The following is a 16,980-nucleotide window of genomic DNA, read 5'->3' as shown; positions in this document are numbered from 1 at the left end:
GAACGATGCTTACGTAAGAATGTGGCGGAACTCGCCTCAGGAACGGAGCCCGCCCGTGCCGTCCCGTCGTACCTTCCTGCAGTTGACCGGTCTGAGCGCGGCCTCGGTCGCGCTCGGCGTCTCCGCTCCAGCCGCCGCCGACGCCACACCGGCCCGGCCGATCCCGGACGGAGCGTTCGCGCTCGGTGTCGCCTCCGGTGACCCGCGGCCGGACGGCTTCGTGCTGTGGACCCGGCTTGCTCCGACCCCGCTGGCCGCCGACGGCCACGGCGGCATGCCCGCGACACCGGTGCCGGTGCAGTACGAGGTGGCCGAGGACAGCGGCTTCCGGCACGTCGTACGGCGCGGGCTCGCGATCGCCACGCCGGAGCTGGCGCACGCGGTCCACCCGGAGGTGCGCGGCCTCCGGCCGGGCCGCGAGTACTTCTACCGCTTCCGCGTCGGCAACCAGCTCAGTCCGGTCGGTCGCAGCAAGACGCTGCCCGTGACCGGCGACAGCTTCAGCTTCGCCACCGCGTCCTGCCAGGCCTGGTACCACGGCTACTTCCCGGCGCATCGCGACATCGCCCGGCGGAACCCGGACGCGGTGTTCTTCCTCGGCGACTACATCTACGAGTACGGCATCGTTGCCGGGGACAACCTGTGGCGCCAGGGTGTCACGCTCGGCCCGGAGCACGCGGTCGAGATCGAGACGCTCGAGCAGTACCGGCTGCGTTACGGCCTGTTCAAGTCCGACCCGGACCTGCAGGCGGCGCACGCGGCCGCGCCCTGGTTCCTGGTGTGGGACGACCACGAGGTGCAGAACAACTACGGCGCCGCCAACTCGCTGTACGGCGTACCGCCCGAGCTCTTCGTGCACCGCCGGGCCGTCGCGTACCGCGCCTACTACGAGAACCTCCCGTTCGCGCTGGACAGCCTCCCGCAGGGGCCCGACGGCCGCATCTATCGCCGGTACGACATCGGCTCGCTCGCCCGGGTGCACCTGCTCGACACCCGCCAGTACCGCGATCCGCTGCCGAAGGACGAGGCCGACCGCGTCTCCGAGCAGCGCACGATCATGGGCGCCGAGCAGGAGCGCTGGCTGTACGACGGCCTGCGCGACTCGCGAGCCCCGTGGAACCTGGTCGCGGGCGGCGTCGTACTCACCGCGATCACCGACGACCGGACCGAGCAGTGGGACGGCTACCCGGCGAACCGCCGGCGCGTGCTCGCGGCGATGGGCGATGCCGGCACCGCGGTAATGCTGACCGGCGACATCCACCGGCACGTCGCATCCGAGCTGAAACTGGACTTCGCCGACCCGGCGTCGCGGACCGTCGGCGTCGAGCTGGTGTGCTCGTCGATCGGGTCGAACGGCGACGGCACCGACACCGACCAGTACGCGAAGGACTGGCTGCAGCATCCGTACGTGAAGTTCTACAACGCCCGCCGGGGCTACGTGCACACCACGCTGACGCGGTCCGAGCTGACGGCCGAGTTCGTCACGTTCCCGTACATCGAGGCCGACGCGAACGCCCAGCCGAACGTCGTCGCCCGCTTCCGCACGCCCGCCGTCGATCCCCGCCTGGAGGTCCTGTGACGAACCGCCCGCCAGCCATCACCGGCCTGCACGGCGCCGGTGGGATCGGCACCGTGACGCTGGACTGGAAGCCCGTGTCCTGGGCCGTCGTCGTCGACCACTACGCGGTGTACGCCGACGGTGCCCTGATCGGGAAGACCGTCTACCCGCACTTCGTGCACCGCGGCCTCGGCTTCACCGGCGTGACCCGGAACTACCGCGTCGTCACGGTCGATGCCGCAGGCAACAGATCGCTGTCGTCCGGGTCCGCCGCGGTGGCCAACCTGACCTCGGTGACGGTGTCCGGTACGCCGGTCGCGACGGTCGGCGCCTTCGACGGCAAGGGATCCGAGTTCGCGCTGTCCCCGAAGGGTTACGCGAGCTACCCGACCCGCTTCCCGTCCGGCGTCGACTACACGTTCGGTACGTCGACGCCGTCGGCGGACTGGTCCTATCTGCTGCCGGGGCCCGCGGACAAGTGGGCGGGGTCGAAGAACCACCGCGCGAGCTTCCGCTTCGAGTTGCCCGCCGTACCTTCGCAGGATCTCGACCTCGCGCTGTGGTTGATCGACAGCCATGCCAGCCTCGCCGCGTCGGCGGTGCTGACGGTCAACGGCACCGAGGTCGGCCGGCTCGCGTTCGCCAACGGCGCCACCAAGGGCTCGACGATTGCCGACAGCACCTATCCGGGGTCGCCGCTGAAGCCGTCGTACCTCGAACGGCCACTGTCCAAGGACCTCTTCCGGGCCGGGGCGAACGTGCTCGAGCTCTTCAAGGACCAGGGGTCCTGGGTGGCGTACGACGCTTTGGGTCTCTTCGCCCGGAAGTGAGGATCAGCCGGGGACGTCGAGGCGCTGGGTTCCGACGACGGACAGGAGCCGCAGCGCCTCCTCGGACGGGGATCCGGGCGTCGCGGTGTAGATGATCACCTGCTGGTCGCAGTCCGGGATCGCGAGCGCGTCGCAGTTCACGGTGACCAGGCCGACCATCGGGTGCTGGAACGACTTGCAGAGTACTGGCTCCGACGCGACCTCCCGCGCGGCCCAGAGCTCGGCGAACTCCAGGCTGCCGGCCAGCAGGTCGGCGATCAGCTCCTGGGTCTCCGGATCGTCCGGGTACCGGGCGGCGGTCGCGCGCAGCTGATTCACCGCGCTGCGGGCGAAGCGCTCGCCGTCCACGACGGAGTACACGTGCTTGTCGCCGCTCAGGAACGCCCGGCGCAGCAGGTTCCGGTCCTTGCGGGAGCGGACCGAGAAGTCCTCCATCAGTGCCGCCGCGAGCGCGTTCCAGGCGATGATCTCGCCGGTCGCCGACAGCACCATCGCGGCCGCGTTCGGCAGCCGGTCGAGGAGGTCGAGGATGCTCTGACGCACCTCCCGTGGCGGCCCGCTTGGCCTGGCCGGCGGTGCACCCGCGAGGTGGTGGAGGTAGTTGCGCTCGGCATCGTTCAGCCGGAGCGCGCGGGACAACCCGGCGAGGACTTCGCTGGACGGGTGCGGTGCGCGCGCCTGCTCGAGCCGCGTGTAGTACTCGGTGGAGATGTACGCGAGCTGCGCGACCTCTTCCCGGCGCAGACCCGGCGTACGGCGTCGGCGCCCGGCCGGCAGGCCGACGTCCGCGGGGGCGACCCGCTCCCGTCGGCTGCGCAGGAACGCCGCCAACTCCACCTTGTCCATGGCATCCAGTCTGCCTGCTCGCGCGAGTTCAGCCAGGTACTACCGATGCCTGGTTACGGCTCCCCTCGCTGCCGAGGCTCGAAGGCATGGAGAAACTTCTCGACAACAAGGTCATTCTCGTCACCGGCGCCGGGCGCGGGATCGGAGCCGCCGCCGCGCGGCTGTTCGTGGCGGAGGGCGCCCAGGTCATGCTCGCCGCCCGCACCGAGTCCGAGCTCGCGGTCGTCGCCAAGGAACTCGACATGCGGTACGTCGTCTGCGACCTCGCCGATCCAGACGCGATCCGCGCCGCGGTCGACCGGACCGTCGCGGAGCACGGGCGCCTGGACGCCGCGTTCAACAACGGGGCGATCGGGCAGCCGCCGGGGCCGATGGACGGCTTGAGCCAGGAGGCGTTCGACCAGGTGTACGCCGTGAACCTGCGCGGGGTGTGGTCCGCGATGGTCGCGGAGGTCGCCGCGATCCGCGCCACCGCCGGGCGGGGCAGCATCGTCAACACCTCGAGCGTCGGCAGTTTCCAGGGCAACCCGGCGCTGCCGGCGTACGGCGCGCTGAAGCGGGCGGTGAACAGCCTCACCGAGTCCGCGGGCATCACCTACGGGCCGGAGAACATCCGGGTCAACGCGATCGCGCCCGGGACGACGCTGACCGAGATGCTGCGGGACTGGGACCGCGCGACGCCCGGGGTGATCGACGCCCTGATCGCGCGGACACCGCTCGGCCGGGGCGCCGAGCCGGTCGAGGTGGCCCAGGCCGCCGCCTGGCTGCTCAGCGACCGGGCGTCGTACGTGACCGGTGCCGTGCTGCGGGTGGACGGCGGCCTGGGGGTGTGACCGGAAAGCGTTGCCGGAAAACGGTGTCGGAAACCGTTGTCGGAATACGTTTTCGGAACGCGTTCTCGGAACGCGTTTTTTCAGGAAGCGTGGACGTGCGGGTCGCGGTCCTCGACGACGTAGGTCGCGCGGGTGCTCACCGGGGCGCCGGGCGTCTCGACGTACGGCACCACGCGGTAGTCGTTGCGCCACTGGTACCGGTCGACGGTGACGCGCGAGTAGCCGCGCTGCGAGTTGAAGAACTTGAGGTGCGGGTTGGCCGCCAGGAACTGCTGACCCTGGTCGGTGGTGTCGGCGCCGTTGCCGCCGCTGGTGATCGACGTGCCGACGAACTCGGTGCCGACCGAGGGCGAGTCCGGGTTCGCGAAGTCGCGCTTCAGGTCGAGCGCGTAGTTCTGGTGCCGGTCGCCGGTGATCACCACCAGGTTGCGGACACCGCTGTCCTGCGCGGCCGCCAGCACCTTGTTGCGCTCGGCAACATAACCGTCCCACGGGTCCAGCCAGACGTAGGTCTCCGGGCCCGGTGTCCAGTCGGTCTGCCCCATCGGCGCCTGGTTGCCGAGGATCTGCCAGCGGGCGTGCGACGTCTTGAACCCCTGCAGCAGCCAGTCGCGCTGCTTGCCGCCGAGCATCGTGTTGTCCGGGTCGAATCGGTCGTCGCAGGTGGCCGAGGCGCCGTCGCCGCACGGCTGGTCCGAGCGGTACTGCCGGGTGTCGAGCATCGTGATGTCGGCCAGCCGCCCGTACTGGATCCGCCGGTGCAGGCGGACGTCGGGCCCGGACGGCATCTGCTCGTGGCGCAGCGGCATGTTCTCGTACATCGCCTGGAACGCGGCCGCGCGCCGTACCCGGAACACCGCCGGGTCCTGGTCCGGCTCGGTGTCCTTCTGCGACAGGTCGCCGGCCCAGTTGTTCTCGACCTCGTGGTCGTCGATCGTGTGGATCCACGGGTGCGCCGCGTGCGCGGCCTGCAGCGGCGCCTCGGACTTGTAGAGCGCGTACTGCAGGCGATACCGCGCGAGATCGAACGTCTCGGTGTGGAACCGCGGGTCCGTGGTCACGCCGCGCCGGTTGGTCCGCACGCCGGACTCGTACAGGTAGTCGCCGAGGTGCACGACCAGGTCGAGGTCCTCGTTCGCCATGTGGCCGTACGCCGTGAAGAAGCCGTCCTGCCAGGCGTTGCAGGACGCGAACGCGAACCGCAGCTCCCGCGGCTGGGCGAACGGGTGCGGTGTGGTGCGGGTCCGCCCGGTCGGCGAGACCTGGCCGCCCGTGCGGAAGCGGTAGTAGTACACGTGGTCGGGCTGCAGGCCGCGGACCTCGGGGTGCACGCTGTGCCCGAGTTCGGGCGTCGCCACGACACTGGACCGCCGTACGACGTGCCGGAAGTTCTCGTCCCGGGCGAGCTCGTACTCGACGCGGACCGGCTTGTCGGGCATGCCGCCCTTGCCGTCGACGGCGAACGGGTCGGTGGCCAGCCGCGTCCAGAGCACGACGCTGTCGTACTGCGGGTCGCCCGACGCGACGCCCAGCGTGAACGGGTTCCCGGTGCCGGACGGGGCGGCGTACGTGGTCGACGCGTCCCAGGCCCCGGTGCCGAGGAGTACGGCGGCACTGCCCGCACCCCCGTACCCGAGAAAACGACGGCGAGAAACGGACATGGTTCCTCCAGATGAAGGCGGTCAGGTCGGGGAAAGCGTTGCCAGTTTTGAGTCGCAGGGTGGCGAGAAGGTTAACGGGTTCGTCCGGTAACTTAACAGTGGGAAACGGTATGAATCCGCACTTCGCTAGGCTGACCCGAATTGCTCGCTACCGGGGAGTCACCAGATGGCCTACGAACCGTGCCGCTACGCCCAGCGCTGGCCGGACCTGTTCGAACCGCTCGACGACGAACAGAAGCAGCACGTCAGCGACGCGCTGGCGAACAACCGCCTGGAGGGCTGGGAACCCGGCCGCGACGACGTCTCCGACCTGGTCGACCGCGAACTCGGCCGCATCGACACCGCCGAGTACATCCGCCGCACCCTCTCGAAGGTGACCGGCGGCGACCCGGCGTGACCGAGCCGGACCCGTACCTGTGGGAGCCCGGCGGCTGCCTGCGGAACAAGCTCGGCGCCCGCCACCCGGTCGAACTCGCGTTCACCGAGTACCCGCTGCGCGCCGTCCGGCAGGGCGAGATCGACCGCGGCGAGGTCGACATCCCGCGCACGTACGACAAGGCCCACCTGCAGGCGATCCACCGGCACCTGCTGCAGGACGTGTACGACTGGGCCGGCGAGTACCGCACCGTCGGCATCAGCAAGGCGGGCAACGACTTCGTGCCGCCCGAGTACCTCGACAAGTGGACCGCCAAGGTCAGCGCGAAGGTCCAGGACAAGGACTGGTCGACGATGTCGCGCGCGGAGTTCGTGCAGAGCATCGCCGAGGTGTACAGCTACCAGAACCTCACGCATCCGTTCCGCGAGGGCAACGGCGCGACCGGCAAGGTGTTCCTGCATCACGTCGCGGAGATGTCGCCGTACCGCCTCGACTTCGACCGCGTCGAGCGCGAGGAGTGGAACGCCGCGTCCCGTGCGTCGTACCCGCCGGATCCTGAGCAGAGCACCGAGCCGGACGCGAGCAAGATGTACGCCGTCTTCGACAAGCTGACCGTCGAACGCGGCTCCGTACTCCGCGCCGACGCGGAGCTGGCGACGGCGCTCCAGCTGCAGAACTCGACGTACGCCGGTGTGGACGCACAGGAGCCGACCGGGATGGGCGAGCGCCCCGCCACGCACGCGATCGACCGCGACGTCGAGGTGGAAGCCGAGTACGAGGACTGATCCGCGGCGCCGCCGGTGCAGGATAGGCGCATGCAGACCGACGAACGGATCCGCCGCGCCCGCCCCGACGACGTCCCCGCGATCGTGGAGCTGGTGTACGCGCTGGCGGAGTACGAACGCGCCCCCGACGAGTGCCACCTGACCGCCGACCAACTCCGGACGGCCCTGTTCGGCGAGACTCCGGCGGTGTTCTGCCACGTCGCCGAACACGAGGGCGAGATCGCCGGCTGCGCGATCTGGTTCCTGAGCTACTCGACCTGGCGCGGCGTCCACGGCATCTACCTGGAAGACCTCTTCGTCCGCCCCGAGACCCGCGGTACCGGACTCGGCAAGGCGCTGCTCACCGCCCTCGCCCAGGAATGCGTCCGCAACAACTACGAACGCCTCGAATGGTCCGTCCTCAACTGGAACACCCCCGCGATCAACTTCTACAAGTCCCTGGGCGCCAAACCCCAGGACGAATGGACCATCTACCGCCTGACCGACACCGCCCTCACAAAGCTGGGCTCATGAACGCACACGACTACAGCTGGTTCGCCGGCAGCGCCCTCGACTACGGCTACTGCATGACGTTCGTGCAGGGCCTGACGCCGGGAGAGGTTCTCCAGCGCATCGACGGCGAAGTGTTGGAACGCCGCACCGGCCTGCACGCGTTCATCGACTTCGCCGACCGGAGCTTTCCTTGGCCCGGACGCGAGGACCGTCGGAGTCCTGTCGGCGCGGTCGCCCTCGATGGCTGGAGCATGCTCCTCGAGCGCAACGGCTTCCTCGGTGTCTCCACCGGCATTCTCGATCCGCTGTCGGTCGGCACGCAGGTGGTGTCGCACTACAAGAACGTCGACGGTGAGGACAGATTCTGCTGGATGATCGACCGTGACCTGCGGGTGAAGTTCGAGCCGTTCCTCGCTGACCGGCGCTCGGGCAGCGATCCCGACGGCCTGGTCGACGTCATGAGGCAGGTCGGATTCGATCTTCGCGGCCTGGAGGAGCGAGATGCCTCGATGCGCACCGGCGCCACCTTCGCGCTCACGGAGCACCTGACGGGCCTCAAGATCACCAAGGACACGCTCGACGCCGCGGAGTACCTCTGCGCGAAGGTCCCGGACAAACACTGAGCAAGGCATGCCGGGGTTCGTTCGGCCGGTGACACGGCATCGTCAGCCTCTCTGGTGCCGCTCGACAAGCTGATCCCGTTGGTGGACCCAGTTGTCCAGTTCCGTTCGGCATGTGCGGGGCGGGTCCTCCGGGCGTGTGCAGTCAGGCCGCAGTACCTCAAGCAGTCCGCGGGGGTTCACCACCCTTCTCCTCGACTACTTCTCCACCAGTTCCCCTCAGTTGCGGCGGGACTTGGCGGCGTACATGGCTTGGTCGGCGGCGTGGAGGAGGGCGTCGAGGTCGGTGGTGGTGGGGGTGATGGGGACGGTGCCGACGCTGGTGGTGACCTGGACGGCGATGTTGGGGAGGGGGTGGCTGACGGCGGTTTCGAGGCGGGTGATGAGGGTGGTGAGGTCGTCGCCGGTGATGTCCTCGGCGAGTACGGCGAACTCGTCGCCGCCCAGGCGGGCCACGGTGTCGCCGTGGCGGACCGCGGTGCTGAGGCGGGTGGCGATCTCGCGGAGGGCGCGGTCGCCGGCCTCGTGCCCGTAGCCGTCGTTGACGAGTTTGAAGTGGTTGAGGTCGCAGAACAGGAGTGCCCCGGGGCGGCCGGTGCTTCGGGTCTGTTCGAGGACCTTCTTGAAGCGGTGCTGGAGGAGCCGCCGGTTCGGCAGGCCGGTGAGCGGGTCGTGGGCGGCGTGGTGGCGGAGTTCGCGTTCGGCGTCCTTGCGGGCGGTGACGTCGTCGATCTGGACGAGCAGGATCCGCGGCTGCCCGGCGCCCTGCTCGACGAGGGCCGCCGTACCGCCGAGCCAGATCAAGTGCCCGCTCGGCTGCGTGAAGACCCGCTCGAAGCGGTACGTCCCGTTGCTGGCGGCAACTTCCTCCAGTTCGGTCCGGGTCTGCTCGGGCTCCTCGTCGCGCAGGAAGCTCGCGAGCCGCGACCCGACCAGCTCCGCCGCGGTGTACCCGGTGATCCGGCAGAAGGCCGCGTTCACCCGCAGGATCCGGCCCAGCTCCGGCCCGTCGAAGGCGACCGTGGCCATCCCGTTCCCGGCGCCTTCGAAGACCATCCGGAACGTCGCCTCGCTCGCCTCCAGCCGAGCCTTCTCGGCGAGCAGTTGGTCGGTCAGCCGCGCCTTGTCGATCGCCAGCCCGGCCTGGGTGGCGAAGATCTCCAGCAGCTCGCGGTGGATCGGTCCCGGCCGCCGCTGGTCCTCGGGCAGGTCGACCGAGAGCATGCCGACCAGGTCGCCGTCGGAGGAGTACAGCGGCGCGAACAGCGCGTCCAGCGGGTGCCAGGCGTCCGGCGCGTCGGACACCGGCACGTCGGGCACCCAGCCCACGACCTCGCCCTCCGGGAGCCGCTCGTGCGGCACGAACCGGAGCTTGCCCCAGGCGTCCGCGATCGCGAACTCGGCGTCGAACAGGTCCGCCGCGCTGACCTTCCCGAGCAGCGCCTCCCGCGCCTCCGGCGAGCCGGCGACCGCGATCACCTCGAACTTCCCGTCCGAGTGCCGCAGGTTCAGTACGGCGATCCCGAAGCCGAGCCCGTTGACGACGCCGTCGACGACCGCCTGCAGCGTCTCGGCAAGGCTCCGCCCGGCCCCCATCCGCGCGCTCACCTCGTAGAGGCGGCGGACGGCGGACAGCCGGACCGTGGGATCGCTCACCTGTTGAGAATAGGACTATTTCACCGGTGGTGAGCACCTGTGTGCACAGGTGACCCGGTTAAGCGTTTGTTGTCACAACCCTCAATACCGCAGTTCGGTCAGCCCGCGATAGCTGCGCTCGGCCGACTGCCAGGCGTCGGTGGGCTTGTCGTGCTCGACCAGGTACTGCTCCACGCCACCCGCCTCGGCGTGCGCGAACATCGCCCCGAAGTCCAGCTTTCCCGCCCCGACGTCCTCCCAGGACCCGTCCGCCGCCATGTCCTTCACATGCAGCGCCGGGAACCGCCCCGGGTGGTCCTGGAACAGCTTGGCCGGGTCGTGCCCGCCGTCCACCGCCCAGTACAGGTCGAGCTCGAACCCGAGCAGCTCCGGATCCACGTCGAGCAGGATGTCGTACAGCACCTGCCCGTCGACCTCGGCGAAGTCGTGCCCGTGGTTGTGGAACAGCAGCTTCAGCCCCGCGTCCCGCGCTGCCTTCCCCGCCTCCGTGAACGCGGCCGCAGCCGTCCGGAACCCCTCAACTGTGTGCAGTTCGGAAGGAATCGACGGTACGACGACCCACTGCGCGCCCAGCGTCCGTACGTCGGCCAGCGCACCGGCCCAGTCGTCACTCATCCGCGCGTACCCGACGTGCTCGAGCACGATCCCGAGCCCCGCGTCGTCCGCGAACCCGCGGATCTCCGCCGCACTGTGGTCGAACCGCCCGCTCACCCCCACGGTCCGGTACCCGATCCCGGCGAGCCGCTTCAGCGTCCCCGGATAGTCCTCGGCCAGCGCGTCCCGCATCGTGTAGAGATGCATCCCGATACCGTCGGCGGGAAGGGTGCGGTCAGTCATGCAGGTAACTCCTTTGTCAGAGGACGTGTTCCTGATACCTCGCGAGCGCCAGATCGAAGACTTCCTGGCCGGGCGCGTCCCACAGTTGCTGGTTGAAGATCTCGACCTCGATCGGGCCGTCGTACCCGGCCGCGTCGCAGGCCTCGCGGAGGCGGCGGAGTTCGATCGAGCCGTCGCCCATCATGCCGCGACCGAGCAGGGTGTCCGCGGGCAGCGGGACGACCCAGTCGCTGACCTGGTAGGACACGATCCGCTCGCCGGCGCGTTCGATCTGGCGGTAGACGTCCGCGTCCCACCACAGGTGGTACGCGTCGACGATCACGCCGACCTGGGAGGCCGGGAACTGCTCGGCCAGGTCGAGCGCGCCGCCGAGCGACGACACCACGCAGCGGTCCGAGCAGAACATCGGGTGCAACGCCTCGACGGCCAGCGTGACCCCGCGTTCCTCGGCGTACGGCGCCAGCTCGGCGAGCCCGTCGCGGACCATGCCGCGGGCCCCGTCGAGGTCGCGTGAACCGGGCGGGAGGCCGCCGCTGACGAGCACGAGGACCGACGTACCGACGGTCGCGGCCTCGTCGATCGCGCGCCGGTTGTCGTCGATCTTCGCGCGGCGCTCGGCCGGATCGGTGGCGGTGAAGAAGCCGCTGCGGCACAGCGACGAGACCTTCAGGCCCGCGTCCGCGACAAGCTTGGCCGCCTTCTCGACGCCGTACTCCTGGATCGGCTCGCGCCACAGGCCGATCCACTCGAGCCCGGCCTTCGCGCTGGCGGCGACGACGTCCTCCAGCGGCCAGTACTTCGTTGTCGCCTGGTTGAGGCTGTACCGGTTCACGCGTCGACTCCGCTCACGCGCAGCAACTGCCGGAAGCGGTCGACGGCGAGCTCGGGGTTCGTCAGTACGCCGGCCTGGTCGGCGAGGCGGAAGGTGTCCGCCAGGTGGGGGAGACTGCGGCCGGTCTGCAGGCCGCCGACCATGGTGAAGCCGGGCTGGAAGCCGTTCAGCCAGGCGAGGAAGGCGATGCCGGTCTTGTAGTAGTACGTCGGCGCGGAGAAGATCTGCCGGGCCAGCGGCACCGTCGGAGCGAACACGCGCTCGTAGGTCTCCAGGTCATCGGCGTCCAGGGCCTTCAGCGCCGCCGCGGCCGCCGGGGCGATCGCGGCGAAGATGCCGAGCAGGGCGTCGCTGTGCCGGTTGCCGTCGCCGCGGATCAGCTCCGGGTAGTTGAAGTCGTCGCCGGTGTAGAGCCGGACGCCTTCGGGGAGGCGGTTGCGGAGGGCAACTTCCTTCGCGGCGTCGAGCAGGCTGATCTTGATGCCGTCGACCTTCGCGGCGTTGTCCTCGATCAGGTCGGCGACGAAGGCGGCCGCGGAGTCGAACGAGTCGCTGCCCCAGTAGCCTTCCAGTGCGGGGTCGAACATGGGACCGAGCCAGTGCAGGATCACCGGACGGCTGGACTGGGTGAGGAGTCGGTCGTAGACCTTGCGGTAGTCGTCGGGCGACTGGGCCGCGGCACACAACGCCCGGCTCGCCATCAGGATCGGCTGCGCGCCGACCTCCTCGGCAACAGCCAACTGTTCTTCGTAGGCCGCGATCACCGCCTCGATCGGGTAGCTGCCGTTGGCCAGTTGATCTGTGCCGACGCCTACGGCGATGCGGCCGTCCGGTGCTTCGGCTGCCGAGCGGCGGATCAGTTCTTGCGTTGCCTGCCAGTCGAGCCCCATGCCGCGCTGCGCGGTGTCCATCGCCTCCGCGACCGACAACCCGAGCGACCACAGATGCCGCCGGAACTCCAGCGTGTGCTCCCAGTCGATCACCGCGGGAGCACCCGGAGAGTTGTCACCCAACGGATCCGCGACCACATGCGCCGCCGCGAACGCCAGCCGCGACCGCGCCGGCGAGTAGTGGCCATGCGCAACCGGCTCGCCGACCAGCCGATACCTCTCCAGCCCGCCCGGCACCGGAAGGTTCAGTTCCATCAGTTGGTCCCGAGGTCGAGCGCGGGCACCTCGAGCTTGCGGCCCTCGTGCCAGGACTTCAGGCCGAGTTCGGCGAGCTGGACGCCCTTCGCGGCCTCGACGAAGTCCCAGGTGAACGGGGCGTCGTCGACCACGTGCCGGAGGAACATCTCCCACTGCACCTTGAAGCCGTTGTCCATCGGCTCGTTGTCCGGCACCGTCGCCCACTGGTCGCGGAACTTCTCGGTGACCGGGATGTCCGGGTTCCACACCGGCTTCGGCGTCGCCGAGCGGTGCTGCACCCGGCAGTTGCGCAGGCCCGCGACCGCGGACCCCTCGGTGCCGTCGACGTGGAACTCGACCAGCTCGTCGCGGAACACCCGCGTCGTCCAGGACGAGTTCAGCTGCGCGATGATTCCGCCGTCGAGCTCGAACACGCCGTACGCCGCGTCGTCGGCCGTGGCGGCGTACTTCTCGCCGTTCTCGTCGACGCGCTCCGGGATGTGCGTGGCGCCCTGGCAGTACACCGACTTCACGGAGCCGAACGTCTGGTCGAGCACGTACCGCCAGTGGCAGAACATGTCCAGGATGATGCCGCCGCCCTCTTCGGACTTGTAGTTCCAGGACGGCCGCTGCGCCTCCTGCCAGTCGCCCTCGAACACCCAGTAGCCGAACTCGCCGCGCACCGAGAGGATCCGGCCGAAGAACCCGCCGTCGACCAGCCGCTTCAGCTTCCGCAGGCCCGGCAGCGACAGCTTGTCCATCACGACACCGTTCTTCAGCCCGGAGTCGACGACCAGCTTGGCCAGGTCGACGGCCGCGTCCAGGCTCTCGGCGATCGGCTTCTCGCAGTAGATCGCCTTGCCGGCCTCGACCGCGGCGCGGACGCCCTTCTCGCGGAGCTGGGTGAGCTGGGAGTCGAAGTAGATCTCGACGTCGGGCTCGGCGAGCGCCTCGGCCAGGTCGGTGGTCCAGCGCTCCAGCCCGTACTGCTCGGCGATCCGGCGCAGCTTCAGCTCGTTGCGGCCGACCAGGATCGGCTCGGGGATGATCATCGTGCCGTCGGCGGCCGGAATCCCGCCCTGCTGCCGGATCGCCACGATGGAACGCTCGAGGTGCTGGCGCAGGCCCATCCGGCCGGTGACGCCGTTCATCACGATGCCGATGCGTCGCTCGTTCACTGTCTTGCCTCTCACGCTCAGGATCACGCTTGGGTGTCGTAGATGTCGAGCCGGCCGCACATCCCGTGCCGGCCGTACTCGGTGGGGGTCGGAAGTTCGTGCAGTACGGCGGACTGCAGGTGCGGCGCCGTACCGGCCTCCAGCGCGTCCAGCGCGGCACCGGTCTCGTCCGCGAGCCGGCGGGCGCCCTGCTCCCAGCGCTTCCGCCAGTCCGCGAGTTGCGGCCGGACGATGCGGATCGCGGCCGCGTAGAACTCGTCCAGGGCCACGGGGCCTTCCGCCTCGTACCGTTCCCGCAGTACGGCGTAACCCTCGAGCGCGAGGTCGCGCCGGGCCATCGCGGACGGCGTCCGGGCCTCGCCCTCGCCGGTCAGGGCCGTGGCGCGCAGGTAGGTCTCACGGTCCGTGAGGTGTTCCGGCGGCAACGTCAGGACGGCGTCGCCCGCTTCGGGCAGACCGGAGTTGGACATCAGGGTGAGGATCTGCAGCCCGCCGTCGTTGACCAGCCGGTGGATCGTCCCGGGGTCGAACCATACGACGGTGCCGGCCCGCAGCGGGGTCTCGGTGTAGCCCTTCGCGTTCAGGGTCTGTACGGCGCCGGCGCCGGCGATCACGTAGTACCCCTCGGAGCAGGCGAGGTGCACGTGCGGCGTCCCGCCGACCAAGCCGTCGGGGGCCTCGACGTCGTACACGGTCAGTTTCGAGATCCCGATGCCGCCCGGCAGCACGGCCGCCGGCGCAGGGTCGAACTCACACATGCGCACCTCCCTCCCGAGCCTTGGAAAGGGCTTTCCATGGCCTGTGACCGCAACCTTAGGTGCGCGTAAAGGTCCAGTCAACCTGTAACGGAAAGCGATCTCCCGACCCCCGCCGCCGAGACGGTGGAACGGCGAACCGGACGGGGACGTCGTACCCCGTCGACACGACAGTCGCCCTCCGGCCGCCCGGCCGGACTCTTGTGGAGGTGGTCATGACCAGCAGGTTCAGCAGACGACAGGCCCTGATGCTCGGAGGCGGGGCGCTCGCGGGCGCGCTCGGCGCCGTGACGGCGGCCGGTTCCGCGTCCGCGGTGGAGTTGGCCGAGGCGGGATCGCGAGCGGGTACGGCGGGATCCGACTGGATCCGGCTACCGATCGTCACCGCCAACATCGGCCGCAAGCGTCTCGGCGCCCGCGAGGCCGCGATCCGCGCGGTCCGCAACAGCCACCCGGGACACCGGCCGCTCGTCGGCTGGCAGGAGATCAACGAGGGCGACACCGGTGAGCCGGCGATGATCGCGCGGCACTTCGGGCCGTACTACCGCAACGCGTTCCTGCGCGACCCGGGCTCGTACCGGGTGCCGATCTCGGTGCCGCGGCACTGGAAGATCGTGAACTCGAAGCGGACCTTCGTGCACCACGGCATCGAGCACGCGACCCCGCCGCGCTGGATCAACGAGGTCGTCCTGGAACACGTCAACCACCCGGGGCTGAAGTTCGCGCTGATCAACTCGCACTACATCGCGAACGCCTACAACGGCAACCAGAACCCGAAGCTGCGCGACGAGTGGGACCGGCACAAGAAACTGCACCGCGAGCGCGTGCTGGCGCACCACGCCAAGGGGCATCTGGTGATCTGGACCGCGGACACCAACAATCGCGCCTACGACCGCGCGACCGGGCGGGACGCCGAGCGCAAGGTGTTCACCAACGGGGTCGACCGGATCAACTGGCTGCCCGGCAACGGCAAGGTCCGGCTGGACCTGCTCGGCAAGAAGGACATCCCGCTGCACGTCGACGGCCACGACGCCCGCCTCGCCGTCTTCCGCATCAAACTGGTCTGACGGTGATCAAGCCGGCCCGACCTGGGATCAGGCCGGTTTGACCCGGACCGAGGCGACCGCCTCGGCCCAGGCGGACCGGCGCCGGTCGCGATCCCCGGCGCCGGGACCGGGCTCGAAGGTCCGGTAGGTCCGTTTCGCGGCCCAGCCGGTCGGTTCGCCGAGGGTGGACCAGGCCAGCTCGGCCACGCCCAGCGCCGAGATCTCGGGTACGTCGGCCGCCTCGACGCGCCGCCCGAGCAGATCGGCCTGGGTCTGCATCAACAGCTCCGACACCGTCGCGCCCCCGTCCGCCCGCAGGCTGTTCACGACCCCCGGGATCGTGTCCGTGATGTCGCAGATCTGATGCGCCACCGCCTCGACGGCCGCCCGCGCGACGTGCGCACGCGTCGTCGAGCTGCTCATCCCGCTCACCGCCGCCCGCGCCTCCCGGTCCCAGTGCGGCGCCCCGAGCCCCGCGAACGCCGGCACCAGTAGGACGCCCTCCGCCGACGGCACCGTCGCCGCCAGCGCCATCAACGCCCCGACGTCCGGCAGGCCGAGCAGGTCGGCGGTCCAGGCAAGCGCGGCCCCGGACGACACGATGTTGCCCTCGAGCGCGTACACCGGCCGATCGGTCAGCCACGCCAGCGTGCACCCGCTCGCGACGAACCCGTCCACCGGTGTCATCACCGACGACCCGGTCCCGTACGTCGCCTTCACCAGTCCGGCCTCGGTACAGCCCTGGCCGTACATCGCGGCATGCGAGTCGGCGAGTACGGCGACGATCGGGATCCCGTCCCGCAACCCCGGCACGCCCTTCGTGAACCCGAAGCCCGCGTCCGACGGCCGCACAGCGGGCAGGGCCGACCGCGGTACGCCGAACGCGTCCAGCAACTCGCCCGACCAGTCCAGGGCCGTCACGTCGTACAGCAACGTCCGTGACGCGTTGCCGGCCTCGGTCAGGTGCTCCTGCCCGCCGGTCAGCCGGTGAATCAGCCAGGCGTCGACGGTGCCGACCAGGCAATCGGTGCGGTCGCGCAGCCAGCGCATCTTCGGCGCCGAGAACATCGCGTCGACCTGCAACCCGGTCCGTCGGCGTACCAGCTCGTCGACGGCCTGAGGAAGTTGGGTGCACCAATCATTGGTGCGAACGTCCTGCCAGCCCAGCACCGGACCGACGGGCTCGCCCGATGCATCCCAACCGACAACTGACTCGCGCTGGGTGGAGAGCGCGATCCCGACCACGTCGACGTCGGGAGTCAGGCAGGCGGAGATCGCGCGCAGGACGCTCTGCCACAGGTCCTCGGCGTCCTGCTCGACCCAGCCCGGTCGCGGCGTGGACAGGCCGACCGGCGCGGAGCCGGTGCCGAGCACGCTGCCGTCAGCGGCGACCAGCACGGCCTTGGAGTTGCTTGTGCCCTGGTCGACCGCGAGTACCGCCTGGACCATCACGACCTCCAACTTTCAACTGAGCCCTTGACGGGACTCTAGCGCCGTGGTGACACTCAAGGCGACAGCTTATGCAGCACTGAATATCTATTCAAAGGG

At 69.8% G+C, this 16,980-nt stretch carries 17 protein-coding genes; 8 read left to right on the top strand and 9 right to left on the bottom strand.

The genetic code is table 11. The annotated features are described in order from the left end of the window. Nucleotides 1-82: 82 nt before the first annotated feature. Entirely contained in the window at nucleotides 83-1,579 is a 1,497-nt protein-coding gene (locus ABN611_RS10505; RefSeq protein ID WP_350279627.1) for an alkaline phosphatase D family protein, read from the top strand. Continuing rightward, nucleotides 1,576-2,388, top strand: a complete 813-nt coding sequence (locus ABN611_RS10500; RefSeq protein WP_350279626.1) for a polysaccharide lyase family protein — start codon at nucleotides 1,576-1,578, stop codon at nucleotides 2,386-2,388. Before ABN611_RS10505 ends, ABN611_RS10500 begins: the two co-directional genes overlap by 4 nt. A gap of 3 nt (nucleotides 2,389-2,391) precedes the next feature. Here the strand turns inward: ABN611_RS10500 and ABN611_RS10495 are convergent, their stop codons facing one another. Beyond that, nucleotides 2,392-3,234 carry a helix-turn-helix transcriptional regulator gene (locus tag ABN611_RS10495; RefSeq protein WP_350279625.1) on the bottom strand — a complete coding sequence of 281 codons (843 nt, stop codon included), beginning with the start codon at nucleotides 3,232-3,234 and terminating at the stop codon, nucleotides 2,392-2,394. 86 nt (nucleotides 3,235-3,320) lie between these two features. Between ABN611_RS10495 and ABN611_RS10490 the strand changes: the two genes are divergently transcribed. Next, nucleotides 3,321-4,067: an SDR family oxidoreductase gene (locus ABN611_RS10490; protein WP_350279624.1), complete on the top strand. Its 747-nt coding sequence runs from the start codon at nucleotides 3,321-3,323 to the stop codon at nucleotides 4,065-4,067. An 80-nt stretch (nucleotides 4,068-4,147) separates the two neighbouring features. Here ABN611_RS10490 and ABN611_RS10485 read toward each other — a convergent pair whose 3' ends face one another. Further along, nucleotides 4,148-5,728: an alkaline phosphatase D family protein gene (locus ABN611_RS10485; RefSeq protein WP_350279623.1), complete on the bottom strand. Its 1,581-nt coding sequence runs from the start codon at nucleotides 5,726-5,728 to the stop codon at nucleotides 4,148-4,150. 166 nt (nucleotides 5,729-5,894) lie between these two features. Here ABN611_RS10485 and ABN611_RS10480 point away from each other — a divergent pair, with 166 nt between their 5' ends. From ABN611_RS10480 to ABN611_RS10465, 4 genes are read left to right on the top strand one after another with little or no spacing between them, the layout of a single operon-like run. Beyond that, nucleotides 5,895-6,125, top strand: coding sequence for a hypothetical protein (locus ABN611_RS10480; RefSeq protein ID WP_350279622.1), 231 nt, complete (start codon nucleotides 5,895-5,897; stop codon nucleotides 6,123-6,125). Next, nucleotides 6,122-6,889 carry a Fic family protein gene (locus ABN611_RS10475; RefSeq protein WP_350279621.1) on the top strand — a complete coding sequence of 256 codons (768 nt, stop codon included), beginning with the start codon at nucleotides 6,122-6,124 and terminating at the stop codon, nucleotides 6,887-6,889. The genes ABN611_RS10480 and ABN611_RS10475 overlap by 4 nt, the downstream gene beginning before the upstream one ends. A gap of 30 nt (nucleotides 6,890-6,919) precedes the next feature. Then, nucleotides 6,920-7,402 (top strand): GNAT family N-acetyltransferase, encoded by a 483-nt coding sequence (locus ABN611_RS10470; RefSeq protein WP_350279620.1) that lies wholly within the window; start codon nucleotides 6,920-6,922, stop codon nucleotides 7,400-7,402. After that, nucleotides 7,399-8,004: a DUF6461 domain-containing protein gene (locus ABN611_RS10465; RefSeq protein ID WP_350279619.1), complete on the top strand. Its 606-nt coding sequence runs from the start codon at nucleotides 7,399-7,401 to the stop codon at nucleotides 8,002-8,004. Before ABN611_RS10470 ends, ABN611_RS10465 begins: the two co-directional genes overlap by 4 nt. A 216-nt stretch (nucleotides 8,005-8,220) precedes the next feature. On the opposite strand, the gene ABN611_RS10460 is transcribed toward ABN611_RS10465, so the two are convergent. The 6 genes from ABN611_RS10460 to ABN611_RS10435 all read right to left on the bottom strand — a co-directional run bounded on the left by ABN611_RS10460 (nucleotide 8,221) and on the right by ABN611_RS10435 (nucleotide 14,389). Continuing rightward, the gene (locus tag ABN611_RS10460) at nucleotides 8,221-9,657 is read right to left on the bottom strand and encodes a diguanylate cyclase (RefSeq protein WP_350279618.1); all 1,437 of its coding nucleotides are present in this window, start codon (nucleotides 9,655-9,657) and stop codon (nucleotides 8,221-8,223) included. A gap of 81 nt (nucleotides 9,658-9,738) precedes the next feature. Then, nucleotides 9,739-10,494 carry a sugar phosphate isomerase/epimerase gene (locus ABN611_RS10455; protein ID WP_350279617.1) on the bottom strand — a complete coding sequence of 252 codons (756 nt, stop codon included), beginning with the start codon at nucleotides 10,492-10,494 and terminating at the stop codon, nucleotides 9,739-9,741. Between the two features lie 16 nt (nucleotides 10,495-10,510). Beyond that, nucleotides 10,511-11,326: a sugar phosphate isomerase/epimerase gene (locus ABN611_RS10450; protein WP_350279616.1), complete on the bottom strand. Its 816-nt coding sequence runs from the start codon at nucleotides 11,324-11,326 to the stop codon at nucleotides 10,511-10,513. Continuing rightward, nucleotides 11,323-12,471 carry a dihydrodipicolinate synthase family protein gene (locus ABN611_RS10445; protein WP_350279615.1) on the bottom strand — a complete coding sequence of 383 codons (1,149 nt, stop codon included), beginning with the start codon at nucleotides 12,469-12,471 and terminating at the stop codon, nucleotides 11,323-11,325. Before ABN611_RS10445 ends, ABN611_RS10450 begins: the two co-directional genes overlap by 4 nt. Continuing rightward, a complete protein-coding gene (locus ABN611_RS10440; protein ID WP_350279614.1) occupies nucleotides 12,471-13,646 on the bottom strand; it encodes a Gfo/Idh/MocA family oxidoreductase in 1,176 nt (391 codons plus the stop codon). Before ABN611_RS10440 ends, ABN611_RS10445 begins: the two co-directional genes overlap by 1 nt. Before the next feature lie 8 nt (nucleotides 13,647-13,654). Next, nucleotides 13,655-14,389, bottom strand: coding sequence for a cupin domain-containing protein (locus ABN611_RS10435; protein ID WP_350279613.1), 735 nt, complete (start codon nucleotides 14,387-14,389; stop codon nucleotides 13,655-13,657). Nucleotides 14,390-14,601: 212 nt separating this feature from the next. On the opposite strand from ABN611_RS10435, the gene ABN611_RS10430 reads away from it, so the two are divergent. Further along, the gene (locus ABN611_RS10430; RefSeq protein WP_350279612.1) at nucleotides 14,602-15,453 is read left to right on the top strand and encodes a hypothetical protein; all 852 of its coding nucleotides are present in this window, start codon (nucleotides 14,602-14,604) and stop codon (nucleotides 15,451-15,453) included. Between the two features lie 27 nt (nucleotides 15,454-15,480). Here the strand turns inward: ABN611_RS10430 and ABN611_RS10425 are convergent, their stop codons facing one another. Then, entirely contained in the window at nucleotides 15,481-16,881 is a 1,401-nt protein-coding gene (locus ABN611_RS10425; protein ID WP_350279611.1) for an FGGY family carbohydrate kinase, read from the bottom strand. Nucleotides 16,882-16,980: the final 99 nt, after the last annotated feature.

Origin of the sequence: Kribbella sp. HUAS MG21, from assembly GCF_040254265.1 — a bacterium.
GTDB lineage: Bacteria > Actinomycetota > Actinomycetes > Propionibacteriales > Kribbellaceae > Kribbella.
The sequence above is the reverse complement of the archived record's forward strand: the minus strand, read 5'-3'. Positions and strand labels throughout refer to the sequence as shown.

Coding starts and splice junctions, on each gene's coding strand:
- ABN611_RS10495 (WP_350279625.1), bottom strand. CDS start 3,234: ATGGACAAGGTGGAGTTGGCGGCGTTCCTGCGCAGCCGACGGGAGCGG.
- ABN611_RS10490 (WP_350279624.1), top strand. CDS start 3,321: ATGGAGAAACTTCTCGACAACAAGGTCATTCTCGTCACCGGCGCCGGG.
- ABN611_RS10485 (WP_350279623.1), bottom strand. CDS start 5,728: ATGTCCGTTTCTCGCCGTCGTTTTCTCGGGTACGGGGGTGCGGGCAGT.
- ABN611_RS10480 (WP_350279622.1), top strand. CDS start 5,895: ATGGCCTACGAACCGTGCCGCTACGCCCAGCGCTGGCCGGACCTGTTC.
- ABN611_RS10470 (WP_350279620.1), top strand. CDS start 6,920: ATGCAGACCGACGAACGGATCCGCCGCGCCCGCCCCGACGACGTCCCC.
- ABN611_RS10465 (WP_350279619.1), top strand. CDS start 7,399: ATGAACGCACACGACTACAGCTGGTTCGCCGGCAGCGCCCTCGACTAC.
- ABN611_RS10455 (WP_350279617.1), bottom strand. CDS start 10,494: ATGACTGACCGCACCCTTCCCGCCGACGGTATCGGGATGCATCTCTAC.
- ABN611_RS10445 (WP_350279615.1), bottom strand. CDS start 12,471: ATGGAACTGAACCTTCCGGTGCCGGGCGGGCTGGAGAGGTATCGGCTG.
- ABN611_RS10435 (WP_350279613.1), bottom strand. CDS start 14,389: ATGTGTGAGTTCGACCCTGCGCCGGCGGCCGTGCTGCCGGGCGGCATC.
- ABN611_RS10430 (WP_350279612.1), top strand. CDS start 14,602: ATGACCAGCAGGTTCAGCAGACGACAGGCCCTGATGCTCGGAGGCGGG.
- ABN611_RS10425 (WP_350279611.1), bottom strand. CDS start 16,881: ATGGTCCAGGCGGTACTCGCGGTCGACCAGGGCACAAGCAACTCCAAG.